This is a genomic window from Nonomuraea sp. NPDC051941 (assembly GCF_044593615.1).
On sequence record NZ_JBIUCF010000097.1, the window covers coordinates 1 to 20482 of the forward strand.

General features: G+C 70.9%; 18 protein-coding genes. 8 read left to right on the forward strand and 10 right to left on the reverse strand.

Annotated elements, in window-relative coordinates; all coding sequences use genetic code 11:
• The coding region (gene rpoB, locus ACIHFD_RS65820; RefSeq protein ID WP_397375619.1) for a DNA-directed RNA polymerase subunit beta at positions 1–2714 on the forward strand (2714 nt) is incomplete at its 5' end.
• Between the two features lie 49 nt (positions 2715–2763).
• Here rpoB and ACIHFD_RS65825 read toward each other — a convergent pair.
• From ACIHFD_RS65825 to ACIHFD_RS65835, 3 genes are all read right to left on the reverse strand, one after another.
• Entirely contained in the window at positions 2764–5607 is a 2844-nt protein-coding gene (locus ACIHFD_RS65825) for a SpoIIE family protein phosphatase (RefSeq protein WP_397375620.1), read from the reverse strand.
• Positions 5608–5715: 108 nt separating this feature from the next.
• Positions 5716–6378, reverse strand: coding sequence for a DsbA family oxidoreductase (locus ACIHFD_RS65830; protein WP_397375621.1), 663 nt, complete (start codon positions 6376–6378; stop codon positions 5716–5718).
• Positions 6375–6515 (reverse strand): hypothetical protein, encoded by a 141-nt coding sequence (locus ACIHFD_RS65835; protein ID WP_397375622.1) that lies wholly within the window; start codon positions 6513–6515, stop codon positions 6375–6377. The genes ACIHFD_RS65830 and ACIHFD_RS65835 overlap by 4 nt, the downstream gene beginning before the upstream one ends.
• Before the next feature lie 123 nt (positions 6516–6638).
• On the opposite strand from ACIHFD_RS65835, the gene ACIHFD_RS65840 reads away from it, so the two are divergent.
• The gene (locus ACIHFD_RS65840; protein WP_397375623.1) at positions 6639–7037 is read left to right on the forward strand and encodes a winged helix-turn-helix transcriptional regulator; all 399 of its coding nucleotides are present in this window, start codon (positions 6639–6641) and stop codon (positions 7035–7037) included.
• Positions 7038–7047: 10 nt separating this feature from the next.
• On the opposite strand, the gene ACIHFD_RS65845 is transcribed toward ACIHFD_RS65840, so the two are convergent.
• The 6 genes from ACIHFD_RS65845 to rfbB are packed head-to-tail and all read right to left on the reverse strand — an operon-like array spanning position 7048 to position 13568.
• Complete coding sequence (locus ACIHFD_RS65845) at positions 7048–7707, reverse strand: 4'-phosphopantetheinyl transferase superfamily protein (protein ID WP_355213022.1); 660 nt, start codon at positions 7705–7707, stop codon at positions 7048–7050.
• On the reverse strand, positions 7704–8531 hold the full coding sequence (locus tag ACIHFD_RS65850; RefSeq protein ID WP_397375624.1) for a metallophosphoesterase family protein: 828 nt from the start codon (positions 8529–8531) through the stop codon (positions 7704–7706). Before ACIHFD_RS65850 ends, ACIHFD_RS65845 begins: the two co-directional genes overlap by 4 nt.
• Entirely contained in the window at positions 8528–9268 is a 741-nt protein-coding gene (locus tag ACIHFD_RS65855) for a thioesterase II family protein (RefSeq protein ID WP_397375625.1), read from the reverse strand. The genes ACIHFD_RS65850 and ACIHFD_RS65855 overlap by 4 nt, the downstream gene beginning before the upstream one ends.
• Positions 9269–9294: 26 nt before the next feature.
• The gene (gene rfbA / locus ACIHFD_RS65860) at positions 9295–10185 is read right to left on the reverse strand and encodes a glucose-1-phosphate thymidylyltransferase RfbA (protein ID WP_397375626.1); all 891 of its coding nucleotides are present in this window, start codon (positions 10183–10185) and stop codon (positions 9295–9297) included.
• Between the two features lie 39 nt (positions 10186–10224).
• Positions 10225–12567: a penicillin acylase family protein gene (locus ACIHFD_RS65865; protein WP_397375627.1), complete on the reverse strand. Its 2343-nt coding sequence runs from the start codon at positions 12565–12567 to the stop codon at positions 10225–10227.
• Between the two features lie 17 nt (positions 12568–12584).
• Positions 12585–13568: a dTDP-glucose 4,6-dehydratase gene (rfbB, locus tag ACIHFD_RS65870; RefSeq protein WP_397375628.1), complete on the reverse strand. Its 984-nt coding sequence runs from the start codon at positions 13566–13568 to the stop codon at positions 12585–12587.
• Positions 13569–13974: 406 nt separating this feature from the next.
• Here rfbB and ACIHFD_RS65875 point away from each other — a divergent pair, with 406 nt between their 5' ends.
• From ACIHFD_RS65875 to ACIHFD_RS65900, 6 genes are read left to right on the forward strand one after another with little or no spacing between them, the layout of a single operon-like run.
• Entirely contained in the window at positions 13975–15396 is a 1422-nt protein-coding gene (locus ACIHFD_RS65875; protein WP_397375636.1) for an acyl-CoA carboxylase subunit beta, read from the forward strand.
• A 38-nt stretch (positions 15397–15434) separates the two neighbouring features.
• Positions 15435–16454 (forward strand): ketoacyl-ACP synthase III, encoded by a 1020-nt coding sequence (locus ACIHFD_RS65880; RefSeq protein WP_350742988.1) that lies wholly within the window; start codon positions 15435–15437, stop codon positions 16452–16454.
• Entirely contained in the window at positions 16454–17314 is an 861-nt protein-coding gene (locus tag ACIHFD_RS65885; protein ID WP_397375629.1) for a 3-hydroxybutyryl-CoA dehydrogenase, read from the forward strand. The genes ACIHFD_RS65880 and ACIHFD_RS65885 overlap by 1 nt, the downstream gene beginning before the upstream one ends.
• A 33-nt stretch (positions 17315–17347) precedes the next feature.
• A complete protein-coding gene (rfbC, locus tag ACIHFD_RS65890; RefSeq protein ID WP_350742991.1) occupies positions 17348–17956 on the forward strand; it encodes a dTDP-4-dehydrorhamnose 3,5-epimerase in 609 nt (202 codons plus the stop codon).
• Between the two features lie 31 nt (positions 17957–17987).
• The gene (locus ACIHFD_RS65895; protein WP_397375630.1) at positions 17988–19100 is read left to right on the forward strand and encodes a DegT/DnrJ/EryC1/StrS family aminotransferase; all 1113 of its coding nucleotides are present in this window, start codon (positions 17988–17990) and stop codon (positions 19098–19100) included.
• Positions 19097–20035 carry an ACP S-malonyltransferase gene (locus ACIHFD_RS65900; protein ID WP_397375631.1) on the forward strand — a complete coding sequence of 313 codons (939 nt, stop codon included), beginning with the start codon at positions 19097–19099 and terminating at the stop codon, positions 20033–20035. Before ACIHFD_RS65895 ends, ACIHFD_RS65900 begins: the two co-directional genes overlap by 4 nt.
• Before the next feature lie 60 nt (positions 20036–20095).
• Here ACIHFD_RS65900 and ACIHFD_RS65905 read toward each other — a convergent pair whose 3' ends face one another.
• Complete coding sequence (locus tag ACIHFD_RS65905; protein WP_350742997.1) at positions 20096–20344, reverse strand: acyl carrier protein; 249 nt, start codon at positions 20342–20344, stop codon at positions 20096–20098.
• Positions 20345–20482 lie beyond the last annotated feature (138 nt).

Sequence of the window (20482 nt, forward strand, 5' to 3'; positions counted from 1 at the left end):
AGGACCACACGGCCGGCCAGGATGACGCGCTGCTGGACATCTACCGCAAGCTGCGGCCGGGTGAGCCGCCGACCAAGGAGTCGGCGCAGACCCTGTTGCAGAACCTCTATTTCAACCCCAAGCGGTACGACCTGGCCAAGGTCGGTCGTTACAAGGTCAACAAGAAGCTCGGCTCGGACACCGACATCAACGTCACCGTCCTGACCGAGGAAGACATCGTGGCGATGGTCGAATACCTGGTGCGGCTGCACGCCGGTGCGGAGCCGGCGGACCGGCCGCTGGAGACCGACGACATCGACCACTTCGGCAACCGGCGGATCCGTAACGTCGGCGAGCTCATCCAGAACCAGGTCCGCCTGGGCCTGGCCCGCATGGAGCGCGTCGTTCGCGAGCGTATGACCACGCAGGACGTCGAGGCGATCACGCCGCAGACCTTGATCAACATCCGTCCGGTCGTGGCGTCCATGAAGGAGTTCTTCGGCACCTCGCAGCTGTCGCAGTTCATGGACCAGACCAACCCCCTGTCCGGCCTGACGCACAAGCGGCGGCTGAACGCCCTGGGACCCGGTGGTCTGTCCCGTGAACGGGCCGGCTTCGAGGTCCGCGACGTGCACCCGTCCCACTACGGCCGGATGTGCCCGATCGAGACCCCTGAAGGCCCCAACATCGGCCTCATCGGCTACCTCGCCTGTTTCGGCCGGCTCAACGCCTTCGGCTTCATCGAGACGCCTTACCGCAAGGTCGTCGACGGCAAGGTCACCGAGCAGATCGACTACCTCACGGCCGACGAGGAAGACCGCTACGTCAAGGCGCAGGCCAACACGGTGCTCAACGCCGACGGCTCGTTCGCCGAGTCCCGCGTCCTGGTCCGCACCAAGGGCGGTGAGACCGAGCTCATGCGGGCCGAGGAGGTCGACTACATCGACGTGTCGCCGCGCCAGATGGTGTCGGTGGCCACGGCCATGATCCCCTTCCTGGAGCACGACGACGCCAACCGGGCGCTCATGGGCGCGAACATGATGCGCCAGTCGGTGCCGCTGCTGAAGAGCGAGTCGCCGCTGGTCGGCACCGGCATGGAATACCGTGCCGCCACCGACGCCGGCGACGTCATCAGCGCCGGGAAGGCCGGCGTGGTCGAGGAGCTCTCCGCCGACTACATCACGATCTCGAACGACGACGGCACCAGCACGACACATCGGCTGGCGACCTTCGACCGCTCCAACCAGGGCACGAGCTTCAACCAGAAGCCCATCGTCGCCGAGGGCGACCGGGTGGAGGTCAACCAGGTCATCGCCGACGGCCCCTGCACCGACCAGGGCGAGATGGCGCTGGGCAAGAACCTCCTGGTGGCGTTCATGCCGTGGGAGGGCCACAACTACGAAGACGCGATCATCATCTCGCAACGGCTGGTGCAGGACGACGTGCTGTCCTCGATCCACATCGAGGAGCACGAGGTCGACGCCCGCGACACCAAGCTGGGCCCCGAGGAGATCACCCGGGACATCCCGAACGTCTCCGAGGAGGTCCTGGCCGACCTCGACGAGCGCGGCGTCATCCGTATCGGCGCCGAGGTGACGCAGGGCGACATCCTGGTCGGCAAGGTCACCCCGAAGGGTGAGACCGAGCTGACGCCGGAGGAGCGGCTGCTGCGCGCGATCTTCGGTGAGAAGGCCCGCGAAGTCCGTGACACCTCGCTGAAGGTGCCGCACGGCGAGCAGGGCAAGGTCATCGGCGTTCGCGTGTTCTCCCGCGAGGAGGGCGACGAGCTGCCGCCGGGCGTGAACGAGCTGGTCCGCGTCTACGTGGCCCAGAAGCGCAAGATCACCGACGGCGACAAGCTGGCCGGCCGGCACGGCAACAAGGGCGTCATCTCCAAGATCCTGCCCGTCGAGGACATGCCGTTCCTGGAGGACGGCACGCCGGTCGACATCATCCTCAACCCGCTGGGCGTGCCCGGTCGAATGAACGTCGGCCAGGTGCTGGAGACCCACCTGGGGTGGATCGCCGCCCGCGGCTGGGACATCTCCGGCATCGCCGAGGCCTGGGCCGAGCGGCTGCGTGACAAGGGCTTCGAGAAGGTGGCCCCGCGCACCAACATGGCCACGCCGGTCTTCGACGGCGCCCACGAGGAGGAGATCGTCGGCCTGCTCGACAACACCGTCCCCAACCGCGACGGTGACCGGATGGTGCAGCGCAGCGGCAAGGCGCAGCTGTTCGACGGCCGTTCCGGTGAGCCGTTCCCCTACCCCATCGCGGTCGGCTACATCTACATCCTGAAACTGCTGCACCTGGTCGACGACAAGATCCACGCGCGTTCGACGGGTCCGTACTCGATGATCACCCAGCAGCCGCTGGGTGGTAAGGCGCAGTTCGGTGGCCAGCGATTCGGTGAGATGGAGGTGTGGGCGCTGGAGGCGTACGGCGCCGCCTTCGCGCTCCAGGAGCAGCTGACCATCAAGTCCGACGACGTTCTCGGCCGGGTGAAGGTCTACGAGGCCATCGTCAAGGGCGAGAACATTCCCGAGCCGGGCATTCCGGAGTCCTTCAAGGTCCTCATCAAGGAAATGCAGTCGCTCTGCCTCAACGTCGAGGTGCTCTCCAGCGACGGCACGTCCATCGAGATGCGCGACACCGACGAGGACGTCTTCCGCGCGGCGGAAGAGCTCGGCATCGACCTGTCCCGGCGAGAGCCGAGCAGCGTCGAGGAGATCTGAGCCCGCCTCCGGAGAGATCCGGCGCCTCCGGAGGGAGGCGCCGGACGGCTCAGGTCGCGTCCGGCGCTGGGAGCGCCTGCTCGGCCCAGATGCACTTGCCGTCGGCGGTGAAGCGGGTTCCCCAGCGTTGCGAGAGGGCCGCGACGAGCTGGAGGCCGCGCCCGCCCTCGTCGGTCTCGCTGGCGCGGCGGATCCTCGGGGTGGTCTGGCTGCCGTCGGCGACCTCGCAGATGAGCGTACGGCTGCGCAGCAACCGCAGCCGGAGCGGGCCCTTGGCATGCCGGATGACGTTGCCGACCAGCTCGCTGGCCACGAGTTCGGTGGTCATGACGAGGTCGTCCAGATGCCAGCGGGCGAGCTGGTCGCGTACGTGCTCGCGGGCCTCGCCGGCCGCGATCGGGTTGTCGGGAAGGGCCCAGGAGACGACGTCCTCGGCCGGGAGCCGGTGGGTGCGGGCGATGAGCAGGGCGGCGTCGTCGGGGATCTGCCTGCGGGTCGGCAGCATGGCCTCGATGACGGACTCGCAGAGCCGGTCGAGGTCGCTGTCCGAGAGGCCGCCGCGCAGGCCGGTCAGGAGCCGGGTGAGCTCGGCCAGGCCGCTCTCGATGTCGCGGGTGGACGACTCGATCAGCCCGTCGGTGTAGAACACGAGCAGGCTGTCCTCCGGCACGCGCAGCTCGTGCGTGCTGAGGGGCGGCGCCGCGGCGCCGAGGGGCGGATCGGGCGTCACGTCGAGGACGCGGACCGTGCCGTCGGGGTGGACCAGGGCGGGCGGCGGATGACCGGCGCTGACCAGGGAGCATTCGCCGCTCGTCGGGTCGTACACCGCGTACAGGCAGGTGACGTAGAAGTCGTCGCCGAGGTCGCTGACGAGGTCGTTGAGGTGGGCGAGCAGCTCTCCCGGCGGCAGTTCGAGGTCCGCGAGAGTGCGTACGGCGGTGCGCAGGCGCCCCATGGTGACGGCCTCGGTCAGGCCGTGGCCCATGACGTCGCCGATGACGAGGGCGACCCGGTCCGCGGACAGCGGGATGATGTCGTACCAGTCGCCGCCGACCGCCACGGTGCCGCCGGGCAGATAGCGGGCCGCGGCGGTGAGGCCGGGCAGGGACGGCAGCGCGCGGGGAAGCAGGTGGCGCTGCAGCTCCTGGGCGCGGGTGTGCTCCAGGTCGTACATGCGGGCCCGGGCCAGGGCCTGGGCGATCAGCCCGCTGAGCGCGGTGAGCAGGGTGCGCTCCTCGCTGGTGAACTGGTGGGGCCGGTCGAAGGAGATCACGCAGTAGCCCATCGGCTGGTCGGGCACGCGCAGCGGGAGGATGGCCCAGCTGTCCATGCGCGAACCGGCCGTACGATCGGCGCCGACGGCACCCGGCGGCCGCCGCTCGGCCGTCGACGTGATGAAGATCGGCACGTGGGACCGGAGCACGTCCGCGTAGGCGGAGGGGACGAGGGCCGCCCGGTTCTGGAACTCGCCGAGGAGGTCGGTGGGGGCGCCGATGGACTCGACCAGATGGAGGTGATCGCCCTCCCGGGTCAGGACCGCCAGCCCCGCGGCCCCGAACGGCGGCAGCACCTGCTCGGCGATGACCTGCATGACGTCGCGGAGCGTCACCGCGTCGCCGAGGGTGCGGGTCAGCTCTTGGATCCGCGCGGCCCGCTCGGCGGAGGCCTGTTCGGCGGCCTCGCGCTGCTCGTCCTGGATCCGCTTGTCGGTGACGTCGGCGAGGTAGAGCGTCAGCCCGTCCGGCACCGGCACCAGGCGTACGTGGTACCACCGGTTGTCGGTCGGCCAGCGCATGTCGAAGCTGGCGGGCACGCGTTCGGCGGCGGCCTGGCGGCACATCGCCTGCAGCTCCGGCGTGTGGGCCGAGGTCAGCTCCCACAGCACCCGGCCGTTCAGGTCGCCGGCCCCGAGGAGCCGCTCGGCGACGAGGTTGACGAACATGATCCGCCAGTCGCGGTCCACGGCGAGGAAGGCGTCGCTCATGTCGCGCAGCGCGCGGCCGGCCGACTCGCGGGCCACGCGGCTCTCGGTGGTGTCCCAGACCGTCCCGACCATGCGGACCGGCTCGCCCTGCTCGTCCAGCACCAGGCGGCCCCGGGCGTGCATCCAGCCCGTGGTCCCGTCCGGGCGGCAGGCGCGGTACTCGACCTCGTAGATGGCCCGGGTGCGGATGGCCTCCTCGGTCGCGGCCATCACCCTGGGCAGGTCCTTCGGGTGGACGATGTTCGACCAGGTGTCGATGTGGTGCGGCCCGGTCGCGGGGTCGATGCCCAGCATGATCAGCGCCGGCTCGTCCCAGTAGAGCTCGCCGGTGCGGATGTTCCAGTCCCAGGACCCGATCTTGACGGCCTTCAGCGCCTTGCGCAGGCCGGAGTCGGCCGAGTGCTCCGGCCACCACGGGCCCTTCGTACCCGAGTCGGCGCCGGTCCTGGCCAGCCGCTTGGCCAGCCAACTGGCCAGCGACCGGAGGAACTCCAGCTGGTCGCCGGTCGGCTCGGCGGCTCCGTCGCAGAGCACGGACAGCACGCCGAACGGCGGGCCCGGGCCGCGCAGCGGGACGGCCGCCACCGTCACGGGCCTGGCCCCGTCCAGGTCGGAACGCGAGACGGGGCGGCAGACGGGCGTCCCGTCACGCAGGACGCGCACGATCACGTCCCGGGTCCCGCCCCACGCCTCCTGGACCGCCGGGGGCAGCCCGGACGCGGACACCAGCCGCGGCTCCCGGCTGCCGACGGGCCCGGCCCAGTGGATCATGCCGCCGAGCGCGTGCAGGTCGGCGACCGCCTGATCAAGGGCGTACTCCAGCACCTCGATGTCGCTCAGACCGGCGCACACCGAGGTGAGCACGCGAAGGCGTTCGTCCCCCGAAGCAGCGACGGGGGACCTGTTCACCGCCATCCTCTCGCCCCCCAGCAGTCACGAGAGAAGTAGGCCACCAGCCCGGTGCCGGACGCTTCTTCCACAGGGTAACGAAACGGCCGCCAAGGGCGGGCAAAGCGGTCAGCGCGCCGCCGCGCCGGCGGCGGAGTACGCCTCCTGGAGGGCGGACAGGAACAGGTCGGCCGGCTGGGCGCCCGACACGCCCCAGGTGTCGTTGAGCACGAAGAACGGCACGCCGCCGGCGCCGAGCCGGCGCGCCTCGCGGACGTCCGCGGCCACCTCGTCGGCGTACGCGTCGCCGCCGACGACCCGCCGCACCTCCTCGTCGGGGAGCCCGACCTCGGTGCCCAGGCGTACCAGGGTGTCGGGGTCGTCGACCGTCTCGCCCTCGATCAGGTGCGCGCGCAGCAGGCGCTCGTGCATCGGGCCGTCCAGGCCGTGCTCGGCGGCGAGCTGGCCGAGCCGGTGCGCGTCCAGGGTGTTCACCGAGACCGCCCGGTCGAAGTCATAGGTCAGGCCCTCGGCGGCGGCCAGCTCGGCGACCTGGCCGGTCATCTGCCGAACCTGGGCCGCCGACCCGCCGATCTTCTTGGCCAGCATGTCGTACACCGGTTCGCGGACGCCCTTGGGGTGCGACGGATCGAGCTGGAAGCTGTGCCAGCGCACCTGGACCTGGTCGGCGTGCTCGAACCGGCCGATGGCCGTCTCCAGACGGCGCTTGCCGATGTAGCACCACGGGCAGACGACGTCGGACCACACGTCGATCCGTACCTGCGCGCTCACAGGTAGCACACCCCGTCCGTGCACACCGGCGCGGCATCCGTGCCGATGGGGATCAGCGTCGGGAGCCCGGCCGGCTGAGGGTCGGACTGGTCGGTGCCGTCGACCGGCGCCGGCGTCTCGAAGGGGGAGACAGACATGGTCACTTCCTAATAGTTACTTCTTGTATGCAACCTAAGGATAGGTAACCCTAGAGGTAACCGGGAAGAAGGTACATTCATGTCAGTTACGCACACGCGTGTGCCTGGGAAGGAGGCGCTCCGGTGTCAGGCCCGTACCTGAACGTTCCCGTGCCCGTCCCCGCCGACGGCGACTGCCCCATCCGCGAGGTCCTCGACATCGTGGCCGACAAGTGGAGCGTGCTGATCGTCGTGCTGCTCGGGCAGCGGATCCATCGCTTCAGCGAGCTGCACCGCTCGATCGAGGGCATCAGCCAGCGCATGCTCACCCTCACCCTGCGCACCCTCGTACGCGACGGCCTCGTGGCCCGGACGGCCTACGCGACGGTCCCGCCGCGCGTCGAGTACGAGCTGACCGAGCTCGGCCGCACCCTGCTCGAACCGCTGACCGCGCTCGACGCCTGGGCCCGCGAGCACCGTGACGACATCGTGGCCGCCCGCCGGCACCATGACGCCCCGGAGGCGGAGGCCGCCCGGGGGTGAGCCCGGGGCCTCAAACCCGGCCGTACAGCTCCGCCGGGCGTACGGTGATGGCCGTCACGAGCAGGCCGTCGGCGGCGAGCCAGCGGCCGACGAAGCCGGTCAGCTCCCGCCCCAGCACCCGGGGGCCGGGGACGAGGAAGCGGGCCGTGAAGGTCCCGGTACGGGTGAGGGTGATGTGGGCCTGGTCGAAGCCCAGCCAGCGCCGCGTCAGCGGGAACCACGCCTTGTAGACCGCCTCCTTGGCGCAGAACAGCAGCCGGTCCCAGTGGACGCCGGGACCGAGCCGGGCCAGGGCGGCGAGCTCCCGGTCGAGGGCGATGGCCGGCAGGACGCCGTCGGGGAGCGGCTCGTGGGGCTCGGCGTCGATGCCGACGGTCAGCGCGTCCAGGGAGACCGCGGCCGCCCGGTATCCGGCGCAGTGCGTGATCGCCCCGGCCACCCCCGGCGGCCAGCCGGGAGCGCCGCGCTCGCCGGGCAGGATCGGCGCCGCGGGCAGCCCGAGCCGGTCCAGGGCGCGGCGGGCGCAGTGGCGGGCCGTGGTGAACTCGCGGCGCCGCTTGTCCACCGCGCGCGCGATGACGGCCTCCTCCTCGGGGAAGAGGGTCGCGTCCGGCGGGTCCCCGAACGCCTCCTCGGCGGCCACCCACGGCGGCAGGATCTTCTCGATCATGGCACGGGCAGGATCTGGCGGAGCCGGCCGGGCGGGGTGGGGCGGGGCCGCCACTCACGCGGGTAGCCCAGGGAGACCTCCTCGAAGCGGACGCCGTCGTGCCAGGTGGTGCGGGGGATGTGGAGATGGCCGTAGACGGCCGCGCAGGCGTTGAAGCGCAGGTGCCAGTCGGCGGTGCGCTCGGTGCCGCACCAGATCGCGAACTCCGGATGCCGCAGGACCAGAGTCGGCTCCCTGACCAGCGGATAGTGGTTGACCAGCACCGTCGGGACGCCTGGCGGGAGCTCGGCCAGGCGGCGTTCGGTCTCGGCGACCCTGGCGGCGCACCAGGCGTCCCGGGAGGTGTGGGGATCCGGGTGGAGGAGGAACTCGTCGGTGCAGACCACGTCCTTGGCGTACGCGAGGGCGAGGGCTTCCTCCTTCGTCTCGGCGTCGGGGGTGCGGAAGGTGTAGTCGTACAGGACGAACAGCGGGACGATCACGGCGGGGCCGCCGGGGCCCGTCCAGGTGGGATACGGGTCCTCCGGCGTGACCACGCCCAGGCTGCGGCAGACCTTCACCAGGTGCTGGTAGCGCTCCTCCCCGCGCAGCTGGACCGGGTCGGAGGGATGCGTCCACATCTCGTGGTTGCCCGGCACCCACACCACCTTCGCGAAGCGGCGGCTGAGCAGGGTCAGGGCCCATTCGAGGCCGGCGACCTCCTCCGACACGTCCCCGGCGACCAGCAGCCAGTCCGAGGGGTCGCCGGGGTGGAGTCCTTCGAGGATGCGCCTGTTCTCCGCGTATCCGATGTGCAGATCGCTGATGGCCAGCAGCGCGGTCATGCGCGGATCGTCTCCAGGGACTTGAGGATCGTCTCGGCCACGGCGGCGTTGTGGTCGCGGACGAAGAAGTGCCCGCCGGACAGGACGTGCAGCTCGAAGCCGCCGCTGGTGTGCGCTTCCCACGCCTGCGCCTCGGCCAGGCTCGTCAGGGGATCGGCGTCGCCGGTCAGCGCGACGATCGGGCAGCCCACCGGCGCCCCTCCCGCGAACCGGTAGGTCTCGATCGCCCGGTAGTCGGCGCGGATCGTGGCCAGCACCATCGCCCGCAGCTCGGCGTCGTCCAGCACCGCCGCCTCGCTGCCGTTCAGCGCCTTCAGGTGCGCCACCAGCTCGTGGTCGTCGAGCAGGTGCAGCATGTCGTGGCGGACCCGGCTGGGCGCGCGCCGCCCCGACACGAACAACGCCGTAGGCCCGTGGTCGCCGAGGGCCAGGGCGGTCTCGAACGCGACGAGCGCCCCCATGCTGTGCCCGAAGAACGCCCGCGGCCGGCCGTCCCCGGGGCCCAGGACGTCGGCGATGCGGCCGGCCAGCAGCCGCAGGTCGTTGACGGGCGGCTCGTGGCGGCGCTCCTGCCTGCCGGGATACTGGACGGCGACCAGCTCGGCGGCGGGCGCCAGCGCCGCCGCCAGGGGGTGGTAGAAGCCGGCCGAGCCTCCGGCGTGCGGGAAGCAGATCACCTGCGCGTCGCTGTGCGGCGACGGATGGGAGCGGTGCAGCCAGGGATTGGTCCTCGTCACGGCGTCTCTCCTTAAGATCGGGGACCTCAGTTCGGGGACGGGGCTTCGCGGAACTCGGCGGCGACAGAACGGACGTAGCGACCATAGCTGGACGCGGAGAGCTCGCTGCCCAGCCGGTCGCAGGCCTCGGCGTCGATGAAGCCCATCCGGAGCGCGATCTCCTCCACGCAGGCGATGCGCACCCCCTGCCGCTGCTCCAGCACCTGGACGTACTGGCTGGCCTGGAGGATGGACTCCGGGGTCCCGGCGTCCAGCCAGGCGAACCCGCGCCCGAGGTCGACGAGCCGGGCCTTGCCGCGCGCCAGATAGGTACGGTTCACGTCGGTGATCTCCAGCTCGCCCCGGGCGGACGGCTGCAGGTTCTTGGCGATGTCCACCACGTCGTTGTCATAGAGGTACAGGCCGACGATTGCCCGGTTGGACCGGGGATTGATGGGTTTCTCCTCGATGGAGATGAGCCGGCCGTCGGCGTCGGTCTCGCCGATCCCGTAGCGTTCGGGGTCGCTCACCGGATAGCCGAACAGCACGCAGCCGTCAACGTCGGACGTGCTCTGCTGGAGGATGTCGAAGAACGAGTGGCCGTGGAAGATGTTGTCACCGAGCACGAGGGCCACCGAGTCGTCGCCGATGTGGTCGGCCCCGATGATGAAGGCGTCCGCCAGGCCGACCGGCTGGGACTGCTCCGCGTAAGTGATGTCGAGCCCCAGATGCGACCCGTCGCGCAGCAGGCGGGTCAGCTGGGGCAGGTCCGTGGGGGTCGAGATGATCAGGATGTCGGTGATGTTCGCCAGCATGAGCGCCGACAGCGGGTAATAGATCATCGGCTTGTCGTTCACCGGGAGAAGCTGCTTCGAGACGGCCAGGGTGAGCGGGTAGAGCCGGGTTCCGTGACCGCCCGCCAGAATGATGCCCTTCATGTCTGATTCCTTCGATGAAAACTCGTAAACGGAAATCAATCAGTGGGGGGTGAGTGTGATCCTGCTCGCGGCGTGCCGTTCCACCTGCGCGCGGCTGTAGAGAAGCGGGAAATACTCGCCCGACCTCCAGCGCTCCGCGAGATCCCGGTAGTGCGGGCTGCGCGGGTCGCCGGACTGGCCGGGCGCGTTCACGGCGCGGGAGTTGTCCCATCGGCCGACGTCCAGCACCATCTTGAACGAGGCCCCCGACGACTGCTGGAAGGTGGCCGGGCTGTAGGAGGACGCGTCCACCGTGTACGCCGACCCGCCCCGGGGGAAGGGACCCACGCCCGCGCCGACGGGGCTCGTGAACGCGGTGTACTGCAGCGCCCCCCACCTCCACGTGCGCGGGTCGGCGCCGAGCCGCCCGGCGACCTCGCGGTAGGCGGCGGCCAGCGACGTGTCCAGCAGCTCGTCCCGCGCGGCCTTCCCGCCGGAGCCGAACCACCGGTCCGGGTTCTCCAGCGCGTCGACCAGCAGGCGGGCGTCGACGAAGGGGATGGAGTCCGCCACCTCCGGCGGCAGCACGGCGCGGCGGAAGGCCGGCCCGAGATGGCGCGAGAACCACGGCTCGAACAGCGCCGCCTCCGGCGAGTCCGCGTCCGCGACGCCGTCGTAGGAGCGGAGCAGCCGAAGCGCCTGGGTGGTGTCCGGGTCCGTGCTCGTCAGGCCTTCGAGCAGGCGCACGATCCGCCGCGCGGGCGTGGACACCTTGTCGGCCTGCAGCCGGATGGAGTCCTCGACCGTGCCGCGCGGGCTCGCCGCGAGCACCTCGTCGATCCGCTGCCTGCGGTAGGGCGGGTCCCACTCGAACCCGATCTCGTCGGGGTGGTCCGCGGGGAGGTTGAACTCGTTCGCCGAGGCGACGAACCCCTGCCGCGGATTGTAGGAGCGCGGCAGGCGGGCGCCGTCGAGGAAGCCGTCCCACTCGTAGCGGCCGTCGCCCGGGACGGGCAGCAGGCCGTCGTAGCCGTCGCGCTTGGGGGTGAGGGCGCCGGGCACCCAGCCGATGTTGCCCGAGACGTCGGCGTACACCTGGTTCTCGGGAGGGCCGCCCCAGGTGCGCATGGCCGCCGAGAACTCCGTGAAGTCGCGGGCCCCCATGTACGTCATGCTGCCGAAGTAGGGGGACGTGCCGGGCTCCAGCCAGGTGGTGCGCACGGCGTACGCGAGGTTGCGCTGCCGGTCGATCTTGATCACCGGGCCGTGCCGGGTGAAGGGGAGCTGCACGTCCACCGGCGCCGCGCCCGCGACCGGCACCCGCTCGGCCGTCGTCCTGAAGCGCTCCCAGCCGCCGCCGTACCGGTACCTGCCCGGGTCGGCGGGGTCGAGCTCGTAGACGTAGAGGTCCTCCTGGTCGGCGCCGAAGATGGTCAGGCCGAACGCGACGGTGCCGTTGTGCCCCATCGAGATCCCGGGGAGCGCGGGCTCACCGGCCCCGATGACGTCGAGTCCGGGGGCCGACAGATGGGCCATGTAGCGCAGCGAAGGCGCGGTCAGCGACCGGTGCGGGTCGCCGGCCAGGATGGGCCGGCCCGTGGCGGTGCGGCCCGGCGAGATCGCCCAGCTGTTGCTGCCACCGGGGTCCGCGGGGGAGGCGGGGACCTGGCGTAACGCGCCGTTCTCGAAGACCACGCCCCGCGTGGCCAGCTCGTACGTCCGCAGCACGTCCATGGGCACGGAGCAGGGGTCGAGTCCCTTGGGCACGGCGGCGGCGCGCTCGGGCTCCAGCCGCCACAGCGCCGCCGAGGCCTTGGTCCCGCCCGCGCAGACGACGAGCGAGCGCAGCACCTCGCTGTAGACGTTCTTGGCGATGCCGTGGCTCCTGATCCGCACCACGTCCTCCGGCCGCCACAACGCGGGCGCGTACCCGAGCTGCCGGAACTCGGGCGGCAGCTGCTCCGGGTTCTGCCCGAGCCGGCGCACGTAGGCGTTGATGCCCTCGGTGAAGCGGGTCGCGGCCCGTTGCGCCCCGGGCCCGTAGCTCGCCCACTCCCGGTCCATGTCACCCCGGTAGAGGAACATCCGCGCGGCCTTGTCCTGCTCCACGTAGGCGGGGCCGAGGACCGAGGAGAGCTCTCCCAGGCCGCGCCGCCGCCAGAGGTCGATCTGGAACAGCCGGTCCCTGGCGGCGTTGAAGCCCTGCGCGAGGAAGAGGTCGTCGGTGTTCCGGGCGTAGATGTGCGGCACGCCCCACCGGTCCACGATCAGCTCGACCGGCTGCTTGAGGCCGGGGATCCGCAGGGTCTCCGCGTCCTGCGGGCGGGCGGCGGCGGGCAGCGTCGTCAGTGCCAGGACGAGCCCGGCGGTCAGCGCCGTTCCGGCGCGCAGGCGTCTCCGCATGGCACAGCACCTCTCGTTCAACGCGGCTCATATGCTTTGAGGGGCTTCCACCAGTCGCGGTGCTCCAGATACCAGCGCACCGTCTCCGCCAGTCCCTCGGTGAACGGGACGCGCGGCGCGTAGCCCAGCTCCTTCTGGATCTTGCTGATGTCCACGGAGTAGCGGAAGTCGTGGCCCTTGCGGTCCGCCACCGGCCGGACCATGGACCAGTCCATGCCCATGATGTCCAGCACGCGCCTGGTCAGCGTCAGGTTGCTCAGCTCGGTACCGCCGCCGATGTTGTAGACCTCCCCGGCGCGTCCCGATTCCGCGACCAGCGCGATGCCGTCGCAGTGGTCGTCCACGTGCAGCCAGTCCCGCACGTTCGCGCCGTCGCCGTAGAGAGGCACCGGCAGCCCGTCCGCCAGGTTGGTGACGAACAGCGGGATGACCTTCTCCGGGAACTGGTAGGGGCCGTAGTTGTTGGAGCAGCGGGTCACGCACACGTCCAGCCCGTGCGTCCGGTGGTAGGCCAGGGCGAGCAGGTCGGAGGAGGCCTTCGACGCCGAGTACGGGGAGTTCGGGCCGAGGGGGTCGTCCTCCGAGAACGAGCCCTCCGGGGTGGAGCCGTAGACCTCGTCCGTGGAGACGTGCACGAACCTGCCGACCCCGGCCTCCAGCGCGCACTGCAGCAGCGCGTGGGTGCCGAGCACGTTGGTCCGGACGAACTCCGCCGACCCCTCGATGGAGCGGTCGACATGCGACTCGGCGGCGAAATGGACGACCAGGTCCACCTTCTCCATCGTGTCCCGCACGAGTGCCACGCCGGCGATGTCCCCGTGGACGAACCGGAGCCGGGGGTCGTCGAGCACCTCCGCCAGATTCTCCAGGTTCCCCGCGTACGTCAGCTTGTCGAGCACCACGACCTCGGCTTCGGCCAGCGCCGGATAGTGCCCCTGGAACACCCTGTTGACGAAGTTCGACCCGATGAAACCGGCGCCACCCGTCACAAGAATGCGCATCCTCAGTCCTCTTCGTAGGCCCTGTCCGGTCCGCCCGGCGGCGACTTCCATGACAGGACGCGCGCGGCGGCATCGGCCAGTGAATTCCGGATATTTAGGGGGGACCGGCACCGGAAAAAGCTCTTCGCTCCCGTCCCGCCGTACATTTAGGGGCTGTTTAGGGGCTGACGGGGCGGCACCCGGCCGTGCCTGCCGAAACCCGGTAGGGGTGGGGATAAGGGTTGGTGTGGGAGGGGTGCCCATGTAGCGTTCTTGCTGATGAGACCGGCCGAATTCAGAGCCGTCTCGGAAATTCCCGGAAGATCGGTCGCACCCGTGCCCACGGCTTGTGAGAGGTGGCGAACGTGCGAGAAAAGACCTCCTTTTCGGAATCAAATCTTTTTGAGGGCGGACGACGTTGCTGACTATCAGCCCCACCGGCTCCCCTGTCGTTCAGGAGGAGCGCGAGCGCGATTTTCGTGAACCTGCCGTACGCCTGGCCCGGCTGCTGGACGCCGGCTCCGTCGTGCCGCTGCACGACAAGGACGCCAGCGGCGTGACCGCCGTGCGAGGGCGTGTCGCGGGAAGGGACGTGATCGCCTACTGCACCGACGCCCTCAAGATGGGCGGCGCGATGGGCGCGGAGGGCTGCCGCTGGGTCGTGGAGGCCATCGACGCGGCCGTGCTCGAAGGCGTTCCCGTGATCGGCCTGTGGCACTCCGGCGGGGCCAGGCTGGCCGACGGCGTCGAGTCGATGGACGGCGTCGGAAAGGTGTTCCGCGCGATGACGCGGGCCTCCGGCCGGGTGCCCCAGATCTCGGTCGTCCTCGGACCGGCCGCCGGGGCCGCCGCCTACGGGCCCGCGCTGACGGACGTCGTGATCATGTCGTCCGCCGCCCGCATGTTCGTGACCGGCCCCGACGTCGTACGCACCGTCACGGGCGAGCAGGTCGACATGGAGTCGCTCGGCGGCCCCGGCGCCCACGGCCGCAAGTCGGGCGTGGCGCACGTGATCGTCGAGAACGAGGCGGAGGCGTACCTGACGGCACGCCGCTTCACCGAGCTCTTCAACGGCCCGCGCTCTTTCGACCCGGACCTGGCGAAGGACGGCGACGACCTCGGGGCGCTGCTGCCGGAGAACCCGCGCCGCGCCTACGACGTGCGGCCCCTGGTCCGCGAGCTCCTCGACGACGGCGGGTTCGAGGAGCTGCAGCCGCGCTGGGCGGCCAACGTCGTCATCGGCCTCGGCCGGCTCGCCGGCGGGACCGTCGGCGTCATCGCCAACAACCCCCTGCGCAAGGGCGGCTGCCTGGACTCGCTCAGCGCCGAGAAGGCCTCGCGGTTCGTCCGCATGTGCGACGCGTTCGGCATCCCGCTGGTCGTGCTCGTGGACGTGCCCGGTTACCTGCCCGGCGTCGGCCAGGAGTGGGACGGCGTGATCCGGCGCGGTGCCAAGCTCCTGCACGCGTTCGCCGAGGCCGTCGTGCCCAGGGTCACCCTCGTCACGCGCAAGTCGTACGGCGGCGCGTACATCGCGATGAACTCCCGCTGCCTCGGGGCGACGGCGGTCTTCGCCTGGCCCCAGGCCGAGGTCGCGGTGATGAGCGCGGAGGCCGCCGTGGGCGTCCTGCACCGCAAGCGGCTGGCCGCCGCCCCCGACGAGGACCGCGAGGCGCTGCGGCTGAGCCTCGTCGAGGAGCAGATCCGTACGGCCGGCGGCGTGGGACGGGCCCTCGCGCTGGGCGTCGTGGACGAGGTGGTCGAGCCCCAGCACACCCGGCGGAGGATCGCCGAGGCCCTGGCCGCGACGCCGGCGCGGCGCGGCGACCACGGCAACATCCCCCTCTGACCGCGCCCGGTGGTACTGATGGGAAAGGCGTACTGGCAGTGGCCAAGCAATTCACGGGAATCCTGGGAACCGGTTCCTACCTGCCCAAGGAAGAGGTCGCCAACGAGGAGGTGGCGGCCAAGGCCGGCGTGACCGCGGAATGGATCCAGCGCAAGACCCAGATCTCCGCCCGCCGCCATGCCGCTCCCGACGAGGCCACCTCCGACCTCGCCGTCCGGGCCGCCAGGAACGCGCTGAGCCAGGCCGGCGTCGACATCGGCCGGATCGGCTACATCATCGTGTCCACCTCGACCGGCGACTCGCCCCAGCCGCCGACCTCGTACCTGGTCCAGGACGCGCTCGGCGGGCGCGGCGCCGCCTGCTTCGACATCAACGTCGTCTGCAGCGGCTTCGTGTACGCGCTGGCGCTGGCCGACAGCCTCGTCGCGCTCCGCCCCGACACCTACGCGCTGGTGGTGGCCGCGGACGTGTACTCGCGCATCCTCGACGCCACCGACCGCCGTACGGCCGTGCTCTTCGGGGACGGCGCCGGCGCGGCCGTCGTAGGCCCGGTGCCGGAACGCTCCGGGATCATCGGCTTCGACCTGACCAGCGACGGCGGGGCCAGCCAGCTCATCAGGGTCGACGCCGGAGGCAGCAGGCTTCCCGCCTCCCACGAGACGGTCGAGGCCGGCGACCACTACTTCCGCATGGACGGCCGCGGGGTCAGGAACTACGTGATGGAGCACGTGCCGCCCATCCTGGAGGGCCTGGTGAGCCGCGCCGGGTTCCGCCCGCAGGAGGTCGATGTCTTCGTGCCGCACCAGGCGAACGGGGTCATGGTCACCGAACTGGTCGAACGCGTCGGCCTCACCGGCGCGCGCACCGCCCGGACGCTGGAGCGGTACGGAAACGTGGGCAGCGCCTCGGTCCCCGTGGCGCTCGACGAGGCGAACCGGTCGGGCCTCATCAAGGACGGTGATCTCGTCCTGCTCGCCGGGTTCGGCGGCGGCATGTCCATCGGGGCGTGCCTTCTTCACTGGTCGGCGCCGACGGTGCCGGTGTCACAGGAGGCGTGATGAGCGAGATGCGCAAGGTCGGCATCGTCGGGTGCGGCGTCATGGGCTCGGGCATCGCGGAGGCGTGCGCCCGCGCCGGGCTCGACGTGATCGTCGCCGTGTCCACGGAGGCGTCCCTCGCGCCCGCGCGGCGGCGCGTGACCGCGTGGCTCGACCGGGGCCTGCGCAGGGCCACGATCACCGCGGCCGAGCGGGACACGGCGCTGGCCCGCGTCTCCTTCGTCACGGACCTCGCCGAGCTCGGCGACCGGCAGATCGTCTTCGAGGCCGTCCCCGAGAGCGAGTCGATCAAGCTCGACGTGCTGGGCGCGCTGGACAAGATCCTGGACGACCCGGACGCGATCCTCGCGTCGAACACCTCCTCCATCCCGATCATCCGGCTGGCGCGGGCCACCAGCCGGCCTGCCCAGGTGATCGGGGTGCACTTCTTCAACCCGATGCCCGCGCTCCCGCTGGTGGAGCTCATCGGGTCGCTGCTGACGGCGGACGAGACGTACGCGCGGGCGGAGTCGTTCGTGGCCGGGACGCTCGGCAAACAGGTGATCAGGTCGCAGGACCGCGCCGGTTTCGTGGTCAACGCGCTGCTCATCCCGTTCCTGCTGTCGGCCGTGCGGATGGTGGAGAGCGGGTTCGCCCGCGCCGACGTCGTCGACCAGGGCATGGTGCTGGGCTGCTCCCACCCGATGGGCCCGCTGAAGCTGGCCGACCTGATCGGCCTGGACACGGTGGCCTCGATCGCGGAGGCCCTCTACGAGGAGTTCAAGGAGCCGCTCTACACGCCCCCGCCGCTCCTGCTGCGCATGGTCGAGGGCGGCCTCCTGGGAAAGAAGACCGGCCGCGGATTCTACGAATACGCGTAGCGGCCGGCGGACACCACAGAAAGGTTTTCGGACATGCAGATCCGCCAGCTCAGGGTGGACGGCGCGTTCTTGATCCAGCCCAAGGTCTTCCACGACGACAGGGGCCTGTTCCTCGAGGCCTTCAGCCAGCCGGAGTTCCGGAAGGCGGTCGGCCACGAGCTCTCGGTCGCCCAGGTCAACTGCTCGGTGTCGCGGCGCGGGACCATCCGCGGCCTGCACGCCACCGCGCTGCCGGGCCAGGCCCGCTACATGACCTGCCCGCAGGGCGCCATCATCGACATCCTGGTCGACATCAGGGTCGGCTCGCCCACTTACGGCGAGCACGTCGCGGTCGAGCTGAGCGCGGAGAACCGCAACGCCCTCTACCTGGCCGAAGGGCTCGCCCACGGGTTCGCGCCGCTGACGGACCAGGCCACGGTCGTGTACCTGTGCTCCAGCACGTGGTCCCCCGGCACGTCGATCCAGATCGACCCCCTGGACCCGGAGCTGGCCCTGCCCTGGCCGGCCAAGCGCGACCTGCTGTCGGAGAAGGACCTCGCCGCCCCGTCCCTGCGCGAGGCCGAGAAGCTCGGGCTGCTGCCGGACTACTCCGCCTGCCGCGCCCGCTACGCCGAACTCGAGGACCCCGCCCTCGTCGGCTGACGACGGGCGAGACAGGCAAGGAGCACAGCCAATGATCCCGTTGTTCAAGGTGCCGATGTCCGACGAGGCGCCGGCCGCCGTCGCCGAGGTGGTCGGCAGCGGCCAGATCGGCCAGGGAGCCAAGGTCGTCGAGTTCGAGGCGGCGCTCGCCGCCAGGATCGGCAACCCCCGGGTGGCCACCGTCAACAGCGCCACCGCCGGGCTCCAGCTCGCGCTGCGCCTGATCGCCGGCGACGACGACGGCCAGGGCGAGGTGCTGTCCACGCCGCTGACCATGGAGGCCACCAACTGGGCGATCCTGGCCAACCGGCTGCGGATCAAGTGGGTGGACGTCGACCCGGCCACCCTCAACGTCGACCTCGACGACCTGGCCAGGAAGATCACACCCAGGACCCGCGCCATCATGGTGGTGCACTTCGCCGGATACCCGGTGGACCTCGACCGGCTGGCCGAGATCCTCGACGACGCCGAGGCCGCGTTCGGCTCCCGGATCACCGTGATCGAGGACTGCGCGCACGCCTGGGGCGCCACCTACCGCGGCGCGCCGATCGGCACCCACGGCAACATCTCCGTCTTCAGCTTCCAGGCCATCAAGCACCTCACCACCGGCGACGGCGGCGCGCTCGCGCTGCCCACCGACGAGCTGCACGAGCGGGCCAGGCTGCTGCGCTGGTTCGGCATCGACCGCAGCGCGGACCGGCTGCGCAACCCGCCCGACGTGCCCGAGTGGGGCTACAAGTTCCACATGACCGACATCAACGCCTCGATCGGGCTGGCCAACCTGGCCAAGGCGGACGAGGTGGTGGCCAGGCACCGCGACAACGCCGCCTTCTACGACCGGGAGCTGGCCGGCGTCCCGGGGCTGGAGCTGACCGAACGCTCCGGCGACCGCCGGTCCTCCTTCTGGATCTACCCGATGAAGGTGGACGACCGGGACGGGTTCCTCAAGCGCATGGACGCGGCCGGGATCATGGCCAGCAACGTACACGAGCGCAACGACCTGCACACCTGCGTGCGCGAGTACGCCGCCCTGCTCCCCGGTCTGGAGCGGGTCGCCAAGCGCGTGGTGTGCGTACCGGTGGGCTGGTGGGTGACCGACGAGCAGCGCCGCCACATCGTGGACACCATCAAGGAGGGCTGGTGACCTCCGCCCCGCGGACCGCGATGGTCTTCCCCGGGATGGGCCCCGTCCAGTTCGCCGACGTCGCCGCATTCATGCGGGGCGATCCTGCGGCGCGGCGGCTGATCGCCGCCGCCGCCGACGTCCTCGGCTACTCGCTGGTGGACCGCTTCCAGGAGTCCAGGAACGACTACAGCGAGGCCGCCCAGGTGGCGTTCATGGTGAACTGCGTGGCCCTCGCGGACTGGGCCGAGCGGACCCTGGGCGTGGAGCCGGTCGTGTGCGTCGGCCCGAGCTTCGGCGGCAAGGCGGCCGCGGCGTACTCGGGCGCCCTGTCCTTCGAGGACGCCGTGCGGATGACGGCCGGGCTGGCCCGCTGCACCGACGACTACTTCGCCCGCGAGCACCGGGACATCGTCACCCACTCCTTCGTGCGCACCCCGGAGCCCGGGCTGCGGGAGGTGCTGGCCGAGCTGGACGAGCGCGGCGAGTGGTACGACCTCTCCTGCTACATCGACCACGACTTCTACATGCTCTCCCTGGCGGAGCGGCAGGTGGAGTGGCTGCAGCAGCGGGTACGCGCCCTCGGCGGGCTCCCGCTGTACACGATGCGCCCCCCGATGCACTCGGCCGCGTTCCAGGCGCTGCGGCGGCGGGCGGAGGAGGAGGTCCTCGACGGCCTCCGGTTCGCCGACCCGAGGCTGCCGGTGGTGGACGACCACGACGGCGCCCTGCTGACGACCGGGGACGGCGTGCGGACGATGCTGCTGGACGGCTTCGTACGGCCCCTGCGCTGGCCGGAGGTGGTGGCGGCGCTGCGGCGGCTGGAGGTCGCCCGGGTGTGCGTCTCCGGCCCGGACAGCCTGTTCGGCCGGGTGGCGGTCACCAGGGAGAACTTCGCGGTGACCCCGGTGAACCCGAGACTGGCGATGATGCCCCGCCCGGCCCCGGTGGCGTAGCCCGGCATGCGACGAGGCCACGGCTCACCGGGTGATGAGCGCGTGGCCTCGTCGCGGGCGTCAGCCGGCGGTCTCGGAAATCCCGGTCAAGGTGTTCCACAACACGGCGGGGGTCTGGAAGGTCTCCGGGGTCAGCGCGTCGTCCCGGAATCGCACCCCGTACGTGTCCTCCAGAGCGCCCAGCAATTGCACGATGCCGAGCGAGTCGAGGCCGAAGTCCAGCAGCGCGACGTCCTCCCGGAGTTTCTCGTCGGCCGGGAGAAAAGGCAGGTGCTGGCGCAGGATCTCCTCGAAACGGTTGTCCCACATGGCGCGCGGACTCCTTTCTCAATCGAATTATCTGGACTTGACGTTATAGCGCGGAAACCCCGATGTCCACGGATTCGACAAAAGAATTTGACAAACATATTCGGACCTGGTGCCCGGAATAATTGTGGCCGGAGGAAA

Excerpts from the sequence above, each read along its gene's own strand:
- ACIHFD_RS65895 (WP_397375630.1), top strand. The coding sequence starts at position 17,988 with ATGATCCCGTTGTTCAAGGTGCCGATGTCCGACGAGGCGCCGGCCGCC.
- ACIHFD_RS65835 (WP_397375622.1), bottom strand. The coding sequence starts at position 6,515 with ATGTCTGTCTCCCCCTTCGAGACGCCGGCGCCGGTCGACGGCACCGAC.
- ACIHFD_RS65885 (WP_397375629.1), top strand. The coding sequence starts at position 16,454 with ATGAGCGAGATGCGCAAGGTCGGCATCGTCGGGTGCGGCGTCATGGGC.
- ACIHFD_RS65905 (WP_350742997.1), bottom strand. The coding sequence starts at position 20,344 with ATGTGGGACAACCGTTTCGAGGAGATCCTGCGCCAGCACCTGCCTTTT.
- ACIHFD_RS65850 (WP_397375624.1), bottom strand. The coding sequence starts at position 8,531 with ATGACCGCGCTGCTGGCCATCAGCGATCTGCACATCGGATACGCGGAG.
- rfbA (WP_397375626.1), bottom strand. The coding sequence starts at position 10,185 with ATGAAGGGCATCATTCTGGCGGGCGGTCACGGAACCCGGCTCTACCCG.
- rfbC (WP_350742991.1), top strand. The coding sequence starts at position 17,348 with ATGCAGATCCGCCAGCTCAGGGTGGACGGCGCGTTCTTGATCCAGCCC.
- rfbB (WP_397375628.1), bottom strand. The coding sequence starts at position 13,568 with ATGCGCATTCTTGTGACGGGTGGCGCCGGTTTCATCGGGTCGAACTTC.
- ACIHFD_RS65865 (WP_397375627.1), bottom strand. The coding sequence starts at position 12,567 with ATGCGGAGACGCCTGCGCGCCGGAACGGCGCTGACCGCCGGGCTCGTC.
- ACIHFD_RS65845 (WP_355213022.1), bottom strand. The coding sequence starts at position 7,707 with ATGATCGAGAAGATCCTGCCGCCGTGGGTGGCCGCCGAGGAGGCGTTC.